General features: G+C 64.3%; 18 protein-coding genes. 12 read left to right on the top strand and 6 right to left on the bottom strand.

Annotated features, from left to right (window positions below):
• Positions 1-21: 21 nt before the first annotated feature.
• The 3 genes from ACMUJL_RS07825 to ACMUJL_RS07815 form a co-directional block, all read right to left on the bottom strand.
• Entirely contained in the window at positions 22-939 is a 918-nt protein-coding gene (locus ACMUJL_RS07825; RefSeq protein WP_375569173.1) for a hypothetical protein, read from the bottom strand.
• A gap of 60 nt (positions 940-999) precedes the next feature.
• Positions 1000-1506: a hypothetical protein gene (locus tag ACMUJL_RS07820; protein WP_375569175.1), complete on the bottom strand. Its 507-nt coding sequence runs from the start codon at positions 1504-1506 to the stop codon at positions 1000-1002.
• An 83-nt stretch (positions 1507-1589) separates the two neighbouring features.
• A complete protein-coding gene (locus ACMUJL_RS07815) occupies positions 1590-2522 on the bottom strand; it encodes a hypothetical protein (RefSeq protein WP_138176714.1) in 933 nt (310 codons plus the stop codon).
• Positions 2523-2670: 148 nt separating this feature from the next.
• Here ACMUJL_RS07815 and trmB point away from each other — a divergent pair, with 148 nt between their 5' ends.
• The 11 genes from trmB to trpB all read left to right on the top strand — a co-directional run bounded on the left by trmB (position 2671) and on the right by trpB (position 12773).
• Positions 2671-3384: a tRNA (guanosine(46)-N7)-methyltransferase TrmB gene (gene trmB / locus ACMUJL_RS07810; protein WP_375569178.1), complete on the top strand. Its 714-nt coding sequence runs from the start codon at positions 2671-2673 to the stop codon at positions 3382-3384.
• 127 nt (positions 3385-3511) lie between these two features.
• Entirely contained in the window at positions 3512-4864 is a 1353-nt protein-coding gene (aroA, locus tag ACMUJL_RS07805; RefSeq protein ID WP_375569180.1) for a 3-phosphoshikimate 1-carboxyvinyltransferase, read from the top strand.
• Positions 4861-5349, top strand: coding sequence for a hypothetical protein (locus ACMUJL_RS07800; RefSeq protein ID WP_068288733.1), 489 nt, complete (start codon positions 4861-4863; stop codon positions 5347-5349). The genes aroA and ACMUJL_RS07800 overlap by 4 nt, the downstream gene beginning before the upstream one ends.
• Positions 5350-5395: 46 nt before the next feature.
• Entirely contained in the window at positions 5396-6010 is a 615-nt protein-coding gene (locus tag ACMUJL_RS07795; RefSeq protein WP_068288731.1) for a (d)CMP kinase, read from the top strand.
• 127 nt (positions 6011-6137) lie between these two features.
• Positions 6138-6770 carry an NAD(P)H-dependent oxidoreductase gene (locus ACMUJL_RS07790; protein WP_068288789.1) on the top strand — a complete coding sequence of 211 codons (633 nt, stop codon included), beginning with the start codon at positions 6138-6140 and terminating at the stop codon, positions 6768-6770.
• Between the two features lie 247 nt (positions 6771-7017).
• Positions 7018-8709 carry a 30S ribosomal protein S1 gene (gene rpsA, locus ACMUJL_RS07785; protein ID WP_375573975.1) on the top strand — a complete coding sequence of 564 codons (1692 nt, stop codon included), beginning with the start codon at positions 7018-7020 and terminating at the stop codon, positions 8707-8709.
• Positions 8710-9015: 306 nt separating this feature from the next.
• A complete protein-coding gene (gene ihfB, locus ACMUJL_RS07780) occupies positions 9016-9297 on the top strand; it encodes an integration host factor subunit beta (protein ID WP_068288727.1) in 282 nt (93 codons plus the stop codon).
• Between the two features lie 8 nt (positions 9298-9305).
• Positions 9306-9656 carry a LapA family protein gene (locus tag ACMUJL_RS07775; protein WP_068288726.1) on the top strand — a complete coding sequence of 117 codons (351 nt, stop codon included), beginning with the start codon at positions 9306-9308 and terminating at the stop codon, positions 9654-9656.
• Positions 9657-9708: 52 nt separating this feature from the next.
• A complete protein-coding gene (locus tag ACMUJL_RS07770) occupies positions 9709-10389 on the top strand; it encodes a phosphoribosylanthranilate isomerase (protein WP_375569183.1) in 681 nt (226 codons plus the stop codon).
• A 219-nt stretch (positions 10390-10608) separates the two neighbouring features.
• Positions 10609-11400, top strand: a complete 792-nt coding sequence (locus ACMUJL_RS07765) for a cobalamin B12-binding domain-containing protein (RefSeq protein ID WP_375569185.1) — start codon at positions 10609-10611, stop codon at positions 11398-11400.
• Between the two features lie 140 nt (positions 11401-11540).
• Positions 11541-12773, top strand: a complete 1233-nt coding sequence (trpB, locus tag ACMUJL_RS07760) for a tryptophan synthase subunit beta (protein WP_068288717.1) — start codon at positions 11541-11543, stop codon at positions 12771-12773.
• Between the two features lie 153 nt (positions 12774-12926).
• Here trpB and ACMUJL_RS07755 read toward each other — a convergent pair whose 3' ends face one another.
• Genes ACMUJL_RS07755 through pth form a run of 3 tightly spaced genes read right to left on the bottom strand, consistent with a single transcriptional unit; the run spans position 12927 to position 15206 of the window.
• Positions 12927-13307, bottom strand: a complete 381-nt coding sequence (locus tag ACMUJL_RS07755; RefSeq protein ID WP_375569187.1) for a DUF2237 family protein — start codon at positions 13305-13307, stop codon at positions 12927-12929.
• Positions 13308-13339: 32 nt separating this feature from the next.
• Positions 13340-14503: a serine hydrolase domain-containing protein gene (locus ACMUJL_RS07750; protein WP_375569189.1), complete on the bottom strand. Its 1164-nt coding sequence runs from the start codon at positions 14501-14503 to the stop codon at positions 13340-13342.
• 25 nt (positions 14504-14528) lie between these two features.
• Entirely contained in the window at positions 14529-15206 is a 678-nt protein-coding gene (pth, locus tag ACMUJL_RS07745; RefSeq protein ID WP_068288714.1) for an aminoacyl-tRNA hydrolase, read from the bottom strand.
• A gap of 120 nt (positions 15207-15326) precedes the next feature.
• On the opposite strand from pth, the gene ACMUJL_RS07740 reads away from it, so the two are divergent.
• Positions 15327-15647 (top strand): antibiotic biosynthesis monooxygenase family protein, encoded by a 321-nt coding sequence (locus ACMUJL_RS07740; protein ID WP_068288710.1) that lies wholly within the window; start codon positions 15327-15329, stop codon positions 15645-15647.
• Positions 15648-15649 lie beyond the last annotated feature (2 nt).

Genomic DNA, 15649 nt, shown 5'->3' with positions numbered 1-15649 from the left:
GTTATGTCTTGCCCTGATCCCTCAGCTTGCCGCATCGGTCAGCGCCACGATATCGCGCCCGCCCGTCAGCGCGCCTCGCAGCGTGTCCAGCGTGACATGGGCGCCGAACAGCATGGGCCAAGCCGCAGCTTGTCCACGCGGGATGGTATCACCCTCGGTCCAGGTGATGCGGCCGTTGCGCTTCAACTCGGCCGTATAGGCGATGGGATCGCTTCGCCCGATGGTCTGGCCGGCGGCGACCAGCCGTTCCAGCACAACCGGCCAGTCCCGTTCGATCCGGTCAGGGGCGATGCCATGTTGCGCCGCCAGTGCTGCGACCTCTTCGGGGGTGGGGTAATCCGTGGCCATGCGGAACGGCACAGTGATCGGATGCGTCATATCCGTGGCTGTGCCCGTGACCTCGACTCCGAACGGATCGATCATTCCCTGCACCGGCTGCCTGTAAAGGCGCGGCGCCCCTGCCAGAATCTGGGGCGTGGCCTTGCCGTCATCCACAAGGGCGAGGCAATCGAACAGGTAACCATCGGTCTTGTTGCCGCCCAGAAACAGCAGATAGCCGAACCGCCCTGCGCCAAGGGCAAGGCGCAGATAGCTGCCGGATGCGACATGATCCTCAAGCGGCTCAAGCGTCACCTGGTCCTCGACATCGTCCAGAACGATCTCGAACCCGTCATATTCAAGCCCCGCTTCGGCTGCCGCGCTTTCCATCATCCCGACCGACTGCATCAGCCCGTCATGATCCAGCCGCGCAGCCGTGGTGACCGCCAGCCCCTTGTCCAGGAAATCGAACATCATGTCGTCGTGCAGCCGTTTCAGATGCGTGCGCACCCGACGCAGCCTGGTGTCCGGGCCATAGAAATAGTGCCGCACGAACCGGTGCTGCGACAGCACCCCGGTGGGCAGGCTTTCCAGAACCTGCGTGATCTTGGCGTGATCCATGGGCTTTGCCTTCCGAATGGGGCCGACCGCAAGCGGCGGCCGGACCCGGTTGTCATGATGTCAGCGACGATAGGGCTGCGTGACCCGCGACGAAAGCGGGTTGCGCGGCGAGATCGAGTTGATCCGGTTCCACCCGCGATTGATCGTGTTGAACCGGTTGATGTTGTTCTGCTCGATCACCCGCGCACCGTTGCGGGTGGTGCTGGACCCCAGCCGGACCACGCTGTCGAAGGACCGCGTCGCCGCATGTTGCGCGGTGCGCCGCGCCAGGTTGTTGGTGATCCCCACATAGGCGATCCGGCCCGCCACCGCGAGGCCGTAAACCACCACCGGCGCAACCGCGCCCTGGGTCTCCTGCATCTCGGTCTGGGTCATGCCCCGCGCCGAGGCGATGGCGACGGACGCCGTGGTCGCCGCAGGGGCCGCCGCCGCGGATGTCGCCTTGCCACCGAAGGCAAAGCTCATGTCGGAGGCCGTCAGCGATTGCGCCGATGCCGGGCTGGCAAGGATCGCCACAAGGCCAAGAACGGCCAGCAGGGTTGTGGCAAGTCTGGTGAAGATGTTCATTCGGTCACTCTCCTGTCACTGGTCAAAATTCCGGGGAGGCCACATGCCTGTCCCCGTTCACGTCACCTCGCCGCCGGCGAAGGTCACTTCTTGTCGAACTTGCGGGTCACGGTGATGCCGGCGGTAAAGCTGCGGTCGCCAAGAACCTCGGTCCGGGCATCGGCCCTGAGCGTCGTGTTCTTGTCCCAGGCATAGGCAAGCCCGAATTGCAGTTCGGCATCGGTGCGCCCGGTATCGCGCCCCGTGCCATTCACTCGGTCATCGCCCACGAAGTTCAGCCCGATCCCGCCCGTCAGCGTCACCTCGTTGTTGACGGCAAACCCGATGCTGGGATTGATGAAGAAGATGTCGCCTGGATCGACCCGGTCCGCCCCGGTATCGCGCGCGAAACTGGCGCGGTAGCCTGCGGTCACCGACAGGACCAGCGGATCAAGGACACGGTAGGCCGTCAGCCCCAGGGTGCCGGACGTGCCCGAGGCAAGGTCCGTCCCGCGTGCCGCCGTGTTTTCCAGCACCGCGACATCGGCGAAACCGATCAGGCCGGGCCCCGCGCCTTCGTCCTGAAAGCGGTAGTTCGCGCCGACAACAAGGCTTTGCAACGCGCTGTCCGAAAGGGTGTCGGTCTGGCCGGTGGCCGTGTCGACGAAACGCGCCTCGTCATGGCGCAGGGTCAGGCGTGAATAGACCTCGGAGGATGCTGTCAGCCCGTAGCGCAGGCCGAGCGTGGCCAGAAACGTGTCCGATTGCCGATCCGTCACGCCAAGTTCGACGGGCAGGGACACGAATTCGCCCGTGCCGGTCTGGATGCTCTCGTAAAGGCCGCTGATGCCGTCCTGGCGGCTGGACACGATGGTCGTCCCGAACTCAAGCCGGAACGTGCCCTTTTCGGACAGCAGCTCTTCCAGCTCGATGGCGATCCCGTCCTGTTCGAGAATGCGCTCCTGCGCAAGGATCGGGCCGGTCCAGCCCACTGCCGCACAAAGACCCACAACGACGCGAAAACGCGAAGCACTCATGACACCACCCACACACTGAATTAACCCACATTCAAGATACCTGTTTCGCGTTATGAGCGTCAATTTGATTTTGACGCGACCGTGGGTTCGGGGCAGTCATGCGCAGATGCTTGATGCGCCGGCCCGATACCGCTAGACGGGCGCCATCATGACTGACGGCAAACACCCATCCGGTGCGCCCTGGCGCAATTTCTATGGCCGCTTCAAGGGCAAGACCCTGCGCGACAGCCAGTATCAGCTGCTGGACGAGGACCTTGACGGTCTGTCCCCCGGTGCCGTCGGCTGGGAGGAAAACCCCGACCGCGTGCCGCTGGACCTGCCGTCGCTTTTCGGTGCGCGGGATCTGTGGCTGGAAATCGGCTTTGGCGCGGGCGAGCACATGGTGCATCAGGCCGCGTCCAACCCCGATGTCGGCATCATCGGCTGCGAGCCTTTCCTGAACGGTGTCGCCATGGCGCTGGCCAAGATCCGCAAGGCGGAGGTGCAGAACATCCGCATCCATCCGGGCGATGCGCGCAACCTGTTCGATGTCCTGCCAGAGGCCAGCGTGGCGCGCGCCTTTTTGCTATATCCCGATCCCTGGCCCAAGAAGCGCCATCACCGCCGCCGCTTTGTGACGGCCGAACACCTTGAGCCCCTGGCGCGGGTGCTGCGGCCCGCCGCGATCTTTCGCGTGGCCACCGACATTCCCGACTACGTGCGCCAGACGCTTGAGGAAGTGCCGAAGGCCGGGTTCGAATGGCTGGCCGAAGGCCCTGCCGACTGGCGGCAGCCCTGGTCCGACTGGATCTCCACCCGCTATGAGCAAAAGGCTCTGCGTGAAGGCCGCGTGCCGCATTACCTGACGTTCCGGCGGCGTTGATCCGGCGGGCCTGGCCCTGCGGGGCGGGCGTCGCGCAGGGATATTTTTGGCAAGAAGAAGCAGCGGCGATGGACCGGGGCCGCGACCTCGGCTATCACGCGCCAAACCAGTCTTGAGGAGTGAACCGATGTCCGGTCATGGCGCCCCCGTTCCGATGATATCCACCGCCTGCGGCCCGCTGACCGGCGAGGCCCATGTGCCCGGCGACAAGTCGATCAGCCACCGTTCGCTGATTCTGGGCGCGCTCAGCGTGGGTGAGACCCGGATCGAGGGTCTGCTGGAAGGCGAGGATGTGCTGGATACCGCGCGCGCCATGCGCGCCTTCGGGGCCGAGGTGATCGAACATGGCGGTGGGCGCTGGTCGGTGCATGGCGTGGGCGTCGGCGGTTTTCGCGAACCGGATCAGGTGATCGATTGCGGCAACTCGGGCACCGGGGTGCGGCTGATCATGGGGGCGATGGCTACATCGCCGATCGCCGCGACCTTCACGGGCGACGCCAGCCTGAACAAGCGGCCGATGGCGCGGGTCACCGATCCGCTGGCGCTGTTCGGCGCGCAATCCGTCGGCCGTTCGGGCGGCCGCCTGCCGATGACCATCGTCGGCGCGGCAGATCCCGTGCCCGTGCGGTACACCGTGCCCGTGCCATCGGCACAGGTGAAATCGGCGGTGCTGCTGGCGGGGTTGAACGCGCCCGGCCAGACCGTGGTGATCGAGCGCGAGGCGACGCGCGACCATACCGAGCGCATGCTGGCGGGCTTCGGTGCCGAGATCGTGACCCGCGATACTGACGAGGGGCACGAGATCACCCTGACCGGCCAGCCCGAACTGGTGGCGCAGGACATCGTGGTGCCGCGCGACCCCTCCAGCGCGGCCTTCCCGGTCTGTGCTGCGATCATCGTGCCGGGCTCGGACGTGCTGGTGCCCAATATCGGGCTGAACCCGACCCGCGCGGGCCTTTTCACCACGCTGCGCGAGATGGGCGCGGACCTGACCTATGAGAACCTGCGCGAGGAAGGCGGCGAACCCGTGGCCGACCTGCGCGCGCGCTTCTCGCCCGACCTGCACGGCATCGAGGTGCCGCCCGAGCGCGCGGCCAGCATGATCGACGAATACCCGGTGCTGTCCGTGGTCGCCGCCTGCGCCACGGGCCGGACCGTCATGCGCGGCGTCAAGGAATTGCGTGTCAAGGAAAGCGACCGGATCGAGGCCATGGCCACCGGCCTGCGCGCCAATGGCGTCACCGTCGAGGATGGTCCCGACTGGTGGATCGTCACCGGACTGGGGCATGGCAACATTCCGGGCGGCGCCACCGTGGCCAGCCATCTGGATCACCGCATCGCCATGTCCTTCCTGGTGCTGGGCATGGTCAGCCGCGCGTCCGTCACGGTGGATGATGCATCCCCCATCGCCACCTCTTTCCCGGTGTTCGAGCCGCTGATGCGGGCCCTGGGCGCAGGGATCACGCGGGCCACCGCATGAGCTATCGCCGTTACATCCGGCGTCTGGGGGCATTGACCGGCCTGGTCTATGCCCTGTTGCTGGGTGTCGGCGCGATCTGGCTGATGCCTGCCTCGGGCGGGCAATTGCCGCCCGATACCTGGATCACCGGCTACGATCAGGCACGCCTTTCGGACTGGCTGGCGGCGCTGACCGACGAGGGGCGGGCGCTTTACCTTGGCCCTATCGGCTGGCTTGATACGCTGTTCCCCCCGCTTCTGGGGCTGTTGCTGGCAAGCATGATCTGGCGCCTTGGGCGGGTCTGGCTGGCGATGGTGCCCTTTCTCTATACCGCGACGGACCTGTGGGAAAACGCCGTGCTGGCCGGGATCGTGCGCAGCAATGATGCCGCGCTGGCGGAACATGCCGCGTCCCTGACGCAGGGCAAATACGCGCTGCTGGGCCTGGCGCTGGCGCTGTTGTGGATGGTCTGGCGCGATCACCGGCGCAACGGTCCCTATTATTGAAGCCGCAAGCGCCTTGGGGTAACCCTGAGGCAAAGGAGCCTGTGCCATGGCATTCACCATTGCAATCGACGGGCCCGCGGCGGCGGGCAAGGGCACGATCAGCCGGGCGGTGGCCGCGCATTTCGGCTTTGCCCATCTTGATACTGGGTTGCTCTACCGCGCCGTGGGCGTCCGGATGCTGGAGGGGATCGACCCGGTCGCGGCGGCCCGCGCCCTGACCCCGCATGACCTGGAACGCGGCGATCTGCGCGGTGCTGCGGCGGCGCAGGCGGCCAGCAAGGTGGCGACCATCCCCGAGGTGCGCGAGGCGCTGCTGGATTTCCAGCGTGCCTTTGCCCAACGTGCGGGTGGCGCCGTGCTGGACGGGCGCGACATCGGCACGGTGATCTGCCCCGAGGCCGAGGCCAAGCTTTTCGTCACCGCCAGCCCCGAGGTGCGCGCCCATCGCCGCCATGCAGAGCTGCGCGCCGCGGGCAGCGACATGACCTATCCGGAGGTGCTGGAGGATGTCCGCCAGCGTGACGCGCGCGACAGTGACCGCAGCACCGCGCCGCTGAAACCGGCCGAGGATGCGGTGCTCATCGACACCTCGGCGCTGGATATCGACGCCGCCGTGGCCGCCGCCATCGCCGCGATCGACGCGCGCCGGCACCGCGGCTGACATCCGGCCCTTGTGCGGCTTCGCATTTGCGCAAGGTGACCCTGCGCCAATGCACCCTTGCGGATCGGCGGATGGCACCTATCTGGCGCTGTCTGACACGATGTCATCCCCGCGAGAAGGATTTGAAATGTTTTATGAAAAACTGGACTGGCGCTACGCAACCAAGGCGATGGACCCCAGCAAGCCGGTCCCTGAGGACAAGATCGAGCGTATCCTCGAGGCGATCCGCTTGGCGCCCACATCCTCGGGGTTGCAGCCTTTCCAGATCCTGCTGGTCACCGATCCCGCCCTGCGCGCCCGGATCGCGCCGGTGGCCTGGAACCAGAAGCAGATCGTCGATGGCTCGGCCCTGCTGGTTTTCGCGGCCTGGGACAATTACACCGAGGCCCGCATCGACGCTTTCGTCGACCTGACGGCCAGCCTGCGCGGCGGCCTGACCGATGCGCTGAAAGGCTACTACGACAATCTGAAAGCCACCTATCTGCCCCGCGATCCGGCCGTGAATCACGAGCATGCCGCGCGCCAGGCCTATATCGCACTGGGCTTTGCCCTGATGGCCGCTGCCGAGGAAGGCGTGGACGCCACGCCGATGGAAGGCTTCGATCCTGCCGCGGTCGACGAGATCCTTGGCCTGGGCGAACTGGGGCTGAAATCGGTGCTGCTGCTGCCGCTGGGCTACCGCGATGCCGAAAAGGACTGGCTGCATGGTCGCGCCAAGGTGCGCAAGTCGCGCGCCGATCTGGTGATCGAACGGCACTGATCCGCCGGCCGGGGCTGCAACGATCCAGGGGGCAGGGGCGCCGCGCGCCTTTGCCTCTTGCAAAACAAGGGCAAGGGGGCTATTGCCCAACCGTCCGTACGGACAGTGCCCATGCCGGGCCTGAACATCGCAACGGGTCATTGATCCGCGGCGCTGTGATCCGGGCCTTGTTTGCATTTGGCAGGACCAATGAAACCCCAAGACCGGCGGAGACAACCGCACGGCCAGAAACAACGTTGTAAAGGAAATCAGAGACCACATGGCTCAGCGCGCAACTATGGAGGATTTCGAAGCCCTCCTGAATGAAAGCTTCGAAATGGACACCCCCGAAGAGGGTTCGGTTGTCAAAGGCAAGGTCATCGCGATCGAAGCGGGACAAGCCATCATCGATGTCGGCTACAAGATGGAAGGCCGCGTCGATCTGAAAGAATTCACCAATCCCGGCGAACAGCCCGACATCAAGGTCGGCGACGAGGTCGAAGTCTTCCTGCGTCAGGTTGAAAACGCCCGTGGCGAAGCCGTCATTTCGCGTGAAATGGCCCGCCGTGAGGAAGCATGGGATCGTCTGGAAAAGGCCTATGCCAGCGAAGAGCGCGTCGATGGCGCCATCTTCGGTCGCGTCAAGGGTGGCTTCACCGTGGATCTGGGCGGCGCTGTCGCGTTCCTGCCCGGCAGCCAGGTCGATGTGCGCCCCGTGCGTGATGCAGGCCCGCTGATGGGTCTGAAGCAGCCGTTCCAGATCCTGAAAATGGACCGTCGTCGTGGCAACATCGTCGTGTCGCGCCGCGCGATCCTGGAAGAAAGCCGCGCCGAACAGCGCGCCGAAGTCATCGGCAACCTGACCGAAGGTCAGACCGTGGATGGCGTGGTCAAGAACATCACCGAATACGGTGCATTCGTTGACCTGGGCGGCGTTGACGGCCTGCTGCACGTCACCGACATGGCATGGCGCCGCGTCAACCACCCCTCCGAGATCCTGTCGATCGGCGAGACCATCAAGGTCCAGGTCATCAAGATCAACAAGGACACCCACCGCATCAGCCTGGGCATGAAGCAGCTGCAGGAAGATCCGTGGGATCTGGTGGCCGCCAAGTATCCGCTGGGTTCGGTGCATTCCGGCCGCGTGACCAACATCACCGATTACGGCGCGTTCGTCGAACTGGAAGCCGGTGTCGAAGGCCTGGTTCACGTCTCGGAAATGAGCTGGACCAAGAAGAACGTGCACCCCGGCAAGATCGTGTCGACCTCGCAGGAAGTCGACGTCATGGTGCTGGAAATCGACGCGGCCAAGCGGCGTGTGTCCCTGGGCCTCAAGCAGACCCAGCGCAACCCGTGGGAAGTCTTCGCGGAAACCCACCCCGAGGGCACCGAAGTCGAAGGCGAAGTCAAGAACATCACCGAATTCGGTCTGTTCATCGGCCTGCCCGGCGACATCGACGGCATGGTTCACCTGTCCGACCTGTCCTGGGACGAGCGCGGTGAAGACGCGATCCAGAACTACCGCAAGGGCGACATGGTCCACGCGGTCGTTTCTGAGGTCGATGTCGAGAAAGAGCGCATCAGCCTGTCGATCAAGGCCCTGGGCGGTGACAAGTTCGCCGAGGCCGTTGGCGGCGTGAAGCGTGGCTCGGTGATCACCGTGGCCGTGACCGCGATCGAGGATGGCGGCGTCGAAGTCGAGTATGAGGGCATGAAGTCCTTCATCCGTCGTTCGGACCTGAGCCGTGATCGTGCCGAACAGCGCCCCGAGCGTTTCTCGGTCGGTGACAAGGTAGATGTGCGCGTGACCAACGTGGACAGCAAGACCCGCCGTCTGGGCCTGTCGATCAAGGCACGCGAAATCGCCGAAGAGAAGGAAGCCGTCGAACAGTATGGCTCGTCCGACTCGGGTGCGTCGCTGGGCGATATCCTGGGCGCCGCGCTGAAGGGCGACAAGTGATCCTGACCTGAGGGTCGGACCTGTGAAAGATGTGGACGGCCCCGCTGCAAGGCGGGGCCGTTAACTTTTCGAATCAAGCGTGCGCGCCAGATGCCGCGCCGCATCATTCGGCCATGCTGCAGCGCAGTAATGGCCCGGACAGGGGCGGCTTGGGCCAAATTCACGCGAAAAATCCGCCCCGCGAGCAGACTTGTTCTGTCAAATAACTGATTTTGCAGATCGTTCCTGTTTCGGGATGCGATCTTTCTTTCTATAGTCACCCACAAGCTGCGACCAAGAAACGACAGCACCTGGGAGATATGACCGATGATCAGATCGGAACTGATTCAGAAGATTGCCGAGGAAAACCCCCATCTTTTCCAGCGGGACGTGGAAAAGATCGTCAACACGATCTTCGAAGAGATCACCAATGCCATGGCGCGCGGTGATCGCGTGGAGTTGCGCGGCTTCGGCGCCTTCTCCGTCAAGAAGCGCGAGGCCCGGATCGGGCGCAACCCGCGCACCGGCGAAACTGTCCCCGTCGAGGAAAAATACGTGCCCTTCTTCAAGACCGGTAAACTGCTGCGTGACCGTCTGAACGGAAAGTGACCTGATACATGCGATACATCCGCTACGCCTTTCTGGCCTGCCTGGCCATTGTCCTGATCGTGGTCGCCACCGCGAACCGGGGCGAGGTGACGCTGACCCTGTTGCCGGAAACGGTGACCGGGTTGATCGGTTTCGGCGCGCAGATCACCCTGCCGCTGTTCGTGGTCATTTTCGGCGGGATCATCTCTGGCGTGCTGATCGGTTTCGTCTGGGAATGGATGCGCGAGCACAAGCACCGTGCCGAAGCGGCACGGCGCACCCGCGAGGTTGAGGCGCTGGAGCGTGAACTGCGCCGCGAGAAGCGGCTGAAGAACGAAGGGCGCGACGAGGTTCTGGCACTGCTGGACGAAGCCTCCTGAACGCGCTAATGCGGCCCGCACCCGCGCCCTTCCGGCGCGACGGAGGCAGGGAATGACAGCTGACATCCAGGTCAAGATCTGCGGGTTGACGCGGCCCGAACATGTGCAATGGGTCGCCGAGGCTGGCGCGGCCTATGCCGGCTTTGTCTTTTTCCCCAAATCGCCCCGCAACCTGAGCCTGGGCGCCGCCCGCGAGATGGCGATCGAGGCGCCGGCGGGTCTGGCCAAGGTCGGGCTGGTGGTCGATGCGGATGATGCGGCCCTTGACGCGCTGATGGCGCAGGTGCCGCTGGACATGTTGCAGCTGCATGGCCACGAAACCCCCGCCCGCGTGGCCGATGTCCGTGCCCGCTATGGTCTGCCGGTGATGAAAGCCGTGGGGATCGCCGGGGCGGAGGACCTTGCGCAGCTTGATGATTACGCGGCCGTGGCCGACCAGCTTCTGGTGGACGCCAAGCCGCCGCGCGATGCGGTGCTTCCGGGCGGCAACGGGCTGTCCTTCGACTGGCGGCTGCTGGCTGGGCGCAAGTACTGGACAAGGCCATGGATGCTGGCCGGCGGCCTGACACCGAACAACGTGGCCGAGGCCGTGCGCCTGACCGGGGCGCGGCAGCTTGACGTGTCGTCGGGCGTCGAGTCCGCGCCGGGTGTCAAGGATCGCGGACTGATTGCCGCCTTCGTCAGCGCGGCGCGACAGGTCGCGGCACCCAAGGCAGCCCCGCGCCTGCGCTGAACAAGGGGCAAGCCGGCAGGCTGTCACCGACATATCGGCAAACCAGAATTTTTTTGACGATTCGATAATTCGGTATACTTTTGCATTCAGGGAAATGCCGGGACACCCGGATCAGTGCGCGACATCCGAACTTATTGAAGGCTGCCATCATGGTGGTGAGCGATAAATTGTGGCCAAGAGCGACGATCCGCCCGGACGCGTTTTCGCAAGGGGGATGCCGTGATTGACAGGGACCTTTTTCATTCAGCCCTGTCGGCTGCCGAACGACAGGCCGAACGGCTTGAATCCGGGGTGGTGACGGAACTGGCCCGCGAGGTGGTCCGGCGACTGGCCGAACACCCCAAGCGCGCCCAGCTTTCGGACCATCACGCCACCGGGGCCGAGATCGACCTGCTGGTCAAGGCGCTGCTCTCGGACAGTCACGCCGCCGCATCCGACATGCTGGTCGGGCTGCAGGCCGACGGCTTGCCGCTGTCAGAGGTCTATATCGGCTACATCTCGGGAGCGGCCCGGCGTCTGGGGCAACTGTGGGACAATGACGAGATCGGATTCCTGCAGGTCACCCTTGCCACCAGCCGCCTGACGGCGATCATCTGCGGCCTGAAAAAGGTGTTCTATGACCGTGAAGGCAGCCCGAAGCGCCGTGCGCTTTTTGCGGCATGTCCCGGCGAAAGCCATGTGATGGGCGTGTCGATGGCGGCTGATCTGTTCCGCCGCGAGGGATGGGAAATCGACCTCGAGATCGGGCAGGATCACGATGATCTGCTGATGGCGCAGCATATGGGCGACTATCCCGTGATCGGCCTGTCGGCCTCGTCCGATGCGATGATCCTGCCGCTTGCCCGCTTCATCAGGGCCGCGCGCCTGCTGACGCCCGGCGCGCTGATCTACGTTGCCGGTGAGATCACGCATCTGCATGCCGATATCGCGACAACCGTGGGCGCCAATGGCGTGCTGAACGATCCGGTGACGGCGCTGGCGCAGATCACGAGGGCACTGGAACAGAACTGATCCCTGCGTCGCGGCGGTGCTGCCGCGCATGTCCGGGGGGGGGGGGGCGCAAAACCTCTGTCGCGGAAAACATGCCGTGTGGCTTTACCGATCCGGGCAGACGGGCTAGATACTGATCCAGCCAAAGGAAAGTGCCCAAGATGCCCGAAGATCTGATCAATTCCTTCATGACCGGCCCCGACGAGAAAGGCCGTTTCGGCCAGTTCGGCGGGCGTTTCGTGTCTGAAACCCTGATGCCCCTGATCCTGTCGCTGGAAGAGGAATACGAGAAAGCCAAGACCGACCCGACCTTCTGGGCGGAAATGGACGACCTGTGGACCCATTACGTGGGCCGCCCCTCGCCGCTTTACTATGCCGACCGGATGACCAAGCATTTCGGCGGCGCCAAGATCTATCTCAAGCGGGACGAGCTGAACCATACCGGTGCGCACAAGATCAACAACGTGCTGGGCCAGATCATCCTGGCGCGCCGCATGGGCAAGACCCGGATCATCGCGGAAACCGGTGCCGGTCAGCATGGCGTGGCCACGGCCACAGTCTGCGCCAAGTTCGGCCTGAAATGCGTGGTCTACATGGGCGCGCATGACGTGGAACGCCAGGCCCCCAACGTCTTCCGCATGCGGCTTCTGGGTGCCGAGGTGGTGCCGGTGACATCGGGGCGCGGCACGCTGAAAGATGCGATGAACGACGCGCTGCGCGACTGGGTCACCAATGTGCGCGATACTTTCTACTGCATCGGCACTGTCGCAGGCCCGCACCCCTATCCGGCTATGGTCCGCGATTTCCAGTCGATCATCGGCAAGGAAGTGCGCTGGCAGCTGGCGGAGCAGGAGGGCGAAGGCCGCCTGCCCGATACGGTCATCGCCGCGATCGGTGGCGGGTCCAACGCCATGGGACTGTTCTACCCCTTCCTTGACGATCCTTCGGTCAACATCATCGGGGTCGAGGCCGGCGGCAAGGGCGTTGACGAGAAGATGGAGCATTGCGCCAGCCTGACCGGCGGCCGCCCCGGCGTGCTGCATGGCAACCGCACCTACCTGCTGCAGGACGAGGACGGCCAGATCCTTGAAGGCTTCTCGATCTCGGCAGGGCTTGATTATCCCGGCATCGGGCCGGAACACAGCTGGCTGCACGACATCGGCCGCGCCAAATACGTCAGCATCACCGACAAGGAAGCGCTTGAGGCGTTCCAGCTGTCCTGCGCGCTGGAAGGGATCATCCCCGCGCTGGAACCCAGCCACGCGCTGGCCCATGTCGCCAAGATCGCACCCGATCTGCCCGCCGACCATATCATCGTGATGAACATGTGCGGGCGCGGTGACAAGGATATCTTCACCGTCGCCAAACACTTGGGCTTCGACATGAAGGTCTGATCGGGGCAGGGGGGCTCTGCCCCCCACGTTCAGCTGTGCTGAACCAGTTCAGCTGTGCTGAACGATCCCCCCGGGATATTTTCAGCAAGAAGAAGCCGGAAGGAGCGATCTTTCCGGCTTCATCGTTCCAAACATGTGCAAGAGCGGCCGGGGCTATTCCGGCAGAGCGTGGCGGACCAGCACCTCGAAGGGGACGATCTCCAGCGCGGTTTGATGCGTCGCGTCAAGATTGATGCGCGGCGCGCAGCCCTCGTCCACCGCCTGCAGGAAGCGGCCGGCGCACAGGCACCAGTTGTCACCCGGTTGCAGCCCGCCAAAGCCGAATTCGGGGCGCGGGGTGGACAGGTCATTGCCGACATATTTCGACCAGGCCAGGAATTCCGCCGTCATGATGGCGCAGACCGTATGGCTGCCCTGATCCTCGGCACAGGTGTTGCAATGACCATCGCGAAAGAATCCGGTCAGCGGGTCATATGAGCAGGGGGCCAGCGCCTCTCCGAGGACATTGAGGGAGGCATATTTGTCCAGAACCATGGGAACCTCGTCTTTGCTGGTCTACACCCGGTCTACATAGCATCCGTGATGCGGCGGAACATGGCAATGTTCTGTTCATTTGCGCCTGCGGTGCGAAACGCGCGATCCGCGCCATTGGCCGCGATCACGACGCCCTTGGCGCGGTTGATATAGATGTACTGCCCATAAATGCCCCGGCCATAGAATTCGCCCGCCGGCGCATCCGGGGCCATCCACCATTGCAGCCCGTATTGTTCGGCCCCCGGTGCTGTCGGGGCCGAAGGCTCGGTCGAGGCCGCGACCCAGTCGATCGGCACGATCTGCCGCCCGTTCCAGTCGCCCATCTGCAGGAACATCTGCCCGAACCGCGCATAGTCGCGCGTGGTCAGGTTCAGGCCGCCCAGCACGAAGGCCGTGCCATGACCGTCGGTGATATAGAGGGGGTCGGCCTCGAGGCCCATGGGCGCGATCAGTTTTTCCTGCATCAGGTCAGGGATGCTGCGGCCGGTGGCCCCCCGGATCACCATCCCGATCACATGGGTGTCGATCGACACATATTGCCATTGCCGCCCCGGCGCGATGAATGTCTCGGTCAATCCGGTGGCGAAACCGTCCATCGATTGTCCCAGCGCCAGCACGCGGCCCATCCGGTTTATGTCGGAATTGAAATCCAGGTAATCCTCGTTGAACGTGATGCCGCTTGCCATCTGCAGCACGTTCAGGATCGTGGCACCGTCATAGGCGCTTCCCTCCAGTGCGGGCACATATTTGGTGACGGGATCGTCCAGGCTGTCGATGGCCCCTTCGTCCAGCACGATCCCCATCAGGGCCGAAAGGTAGGATTTCGCCACCGACCAGCTGATCCGCCTGTCTGTCGCAGTGGTATCAAGATGATAGCTTTCGTGCCGTATTTCGCCATCCTTCAGCACGACAAGCGCCGTCACGGCGCGCTCTGTGATCCAGTCCTCCATCCCCTCGGGTGGCACCATGGCCGCACCTTGGGGCAGGGGGCTGACAGGCCCATCCCCGCGCGCCATCGGCACGGTCAGGAACAGCCGCTCCATCCCGCTGAAATTGCCGACGATCTTCTCCTCGGCGAACAAGGAATTCACCGCCAGCAGCCGCCCGATCTCTTCGCGCTTCCAGACGCCCAGCACCACGGCGGCCAGTATCAGCATCGCAACCGCGCGCAGGGTCCATTTCAACAGGGAACGCATGGGGGGTATCCTTGGGCTTGAGGGATCAGCGGAAACGGTCGATCAACCGTTCCAGCGGGTTGCGCGTGTCAGGCTCCGGCGCGGGCGCGGGCTTGGGCATCTCGGTCTTCACGGGTGCCGCCTTTTCGGGCCGTGCGGGCGCCATGCGCTGCGCCACCGTGTTCAGGAACTTAGGCCCTTCGCCCGCCGCCAGCATCGGCGCCCCTTCGGCAATGCCGCGCATCATGTCGTCAAGCCATGTCTGATCGGCCGTTGCGAAATCCGACAGCACAAAACCCGCGACCCGGTCCTTGTGGCCGGGATGGCCGATCCCCAGCCTGACACGCGCATAATCCTCGCCGATATGCCCGTGGATCGAGCGCAGCCCGTTATGGCCCGCATGCCCGCCCCCCTGCTTCAGGCGCAGCTTGCCGGGGGCGAGGTCCAGCTCGTCATGAAAGACGATCACATCGGGCGGGTCGATCTTGTAGAAGCGCATCGCCTCGCCCACGGACTGGCCCGACAGGTTCATGAAGGTCTCTGGCTTGAGCAACACAACCCGCGTGCCGCCCAGCCGCCCCTCGCTGATCTGGCCCTGGAACTTGGACCGCCAGGGAGCAAAGCCATGCGCCTGCGCGATGGCGTCAAGCGCCATGAAGCCGATGTTGTGGCGGTTGCCCGCGTATTTCGCGCCCGGATTGCCCAGCCCGACAAAGAGCTTCATGCCCGCGTCCTTTCCAGCTTGCCCGACGATCACGATATTGACCTTGCCCGGCGTTTTCAATCTTATGCCCCAGCCCGCCAAGGCGGCGCCACCCCGAATGATCCATCAGCGGAGGCAGGAATGTCCTTTATCGCAATGAACCGCTTCAAGGTCCGTCATGGTCACGAAGAGGCATTCGAAACCATGTGGCGCGACCGTGAAAGCCGGCTGAACGACATGCCCGGCTTTGTCGAATTCCGCCTGCTGAAGGGACCGGATGGCGACGGGTTCCGGCTCTATACCTCGCATGTGATCTGGGCCAGCCGCGCCGATTTCGATGGCTGGACACGGTCCCAGCAATTCCGCGACAGCCATCGCGGCGCGGGAAACACCACGACGCGCGAGGCGTTGATGGGCGCGCCGGTGTTCGAAGGTTATGAGACGGTCCTGCACCAGACCTGAGA

Origin of the sequence: Seohaeicola sp., assembly GCF_048006315.1 — a bacterium.
In the GTDB taxonomy this organism is placed as follows: Bacteria; Pseudomonadota; Alphaproteobacteria; order Rhodobacterales; family Rhodobacteraceae; genus Seohaeicola.
This window is presented reverse-complemented; position numbering and strand designations above follow the sequence as displayed.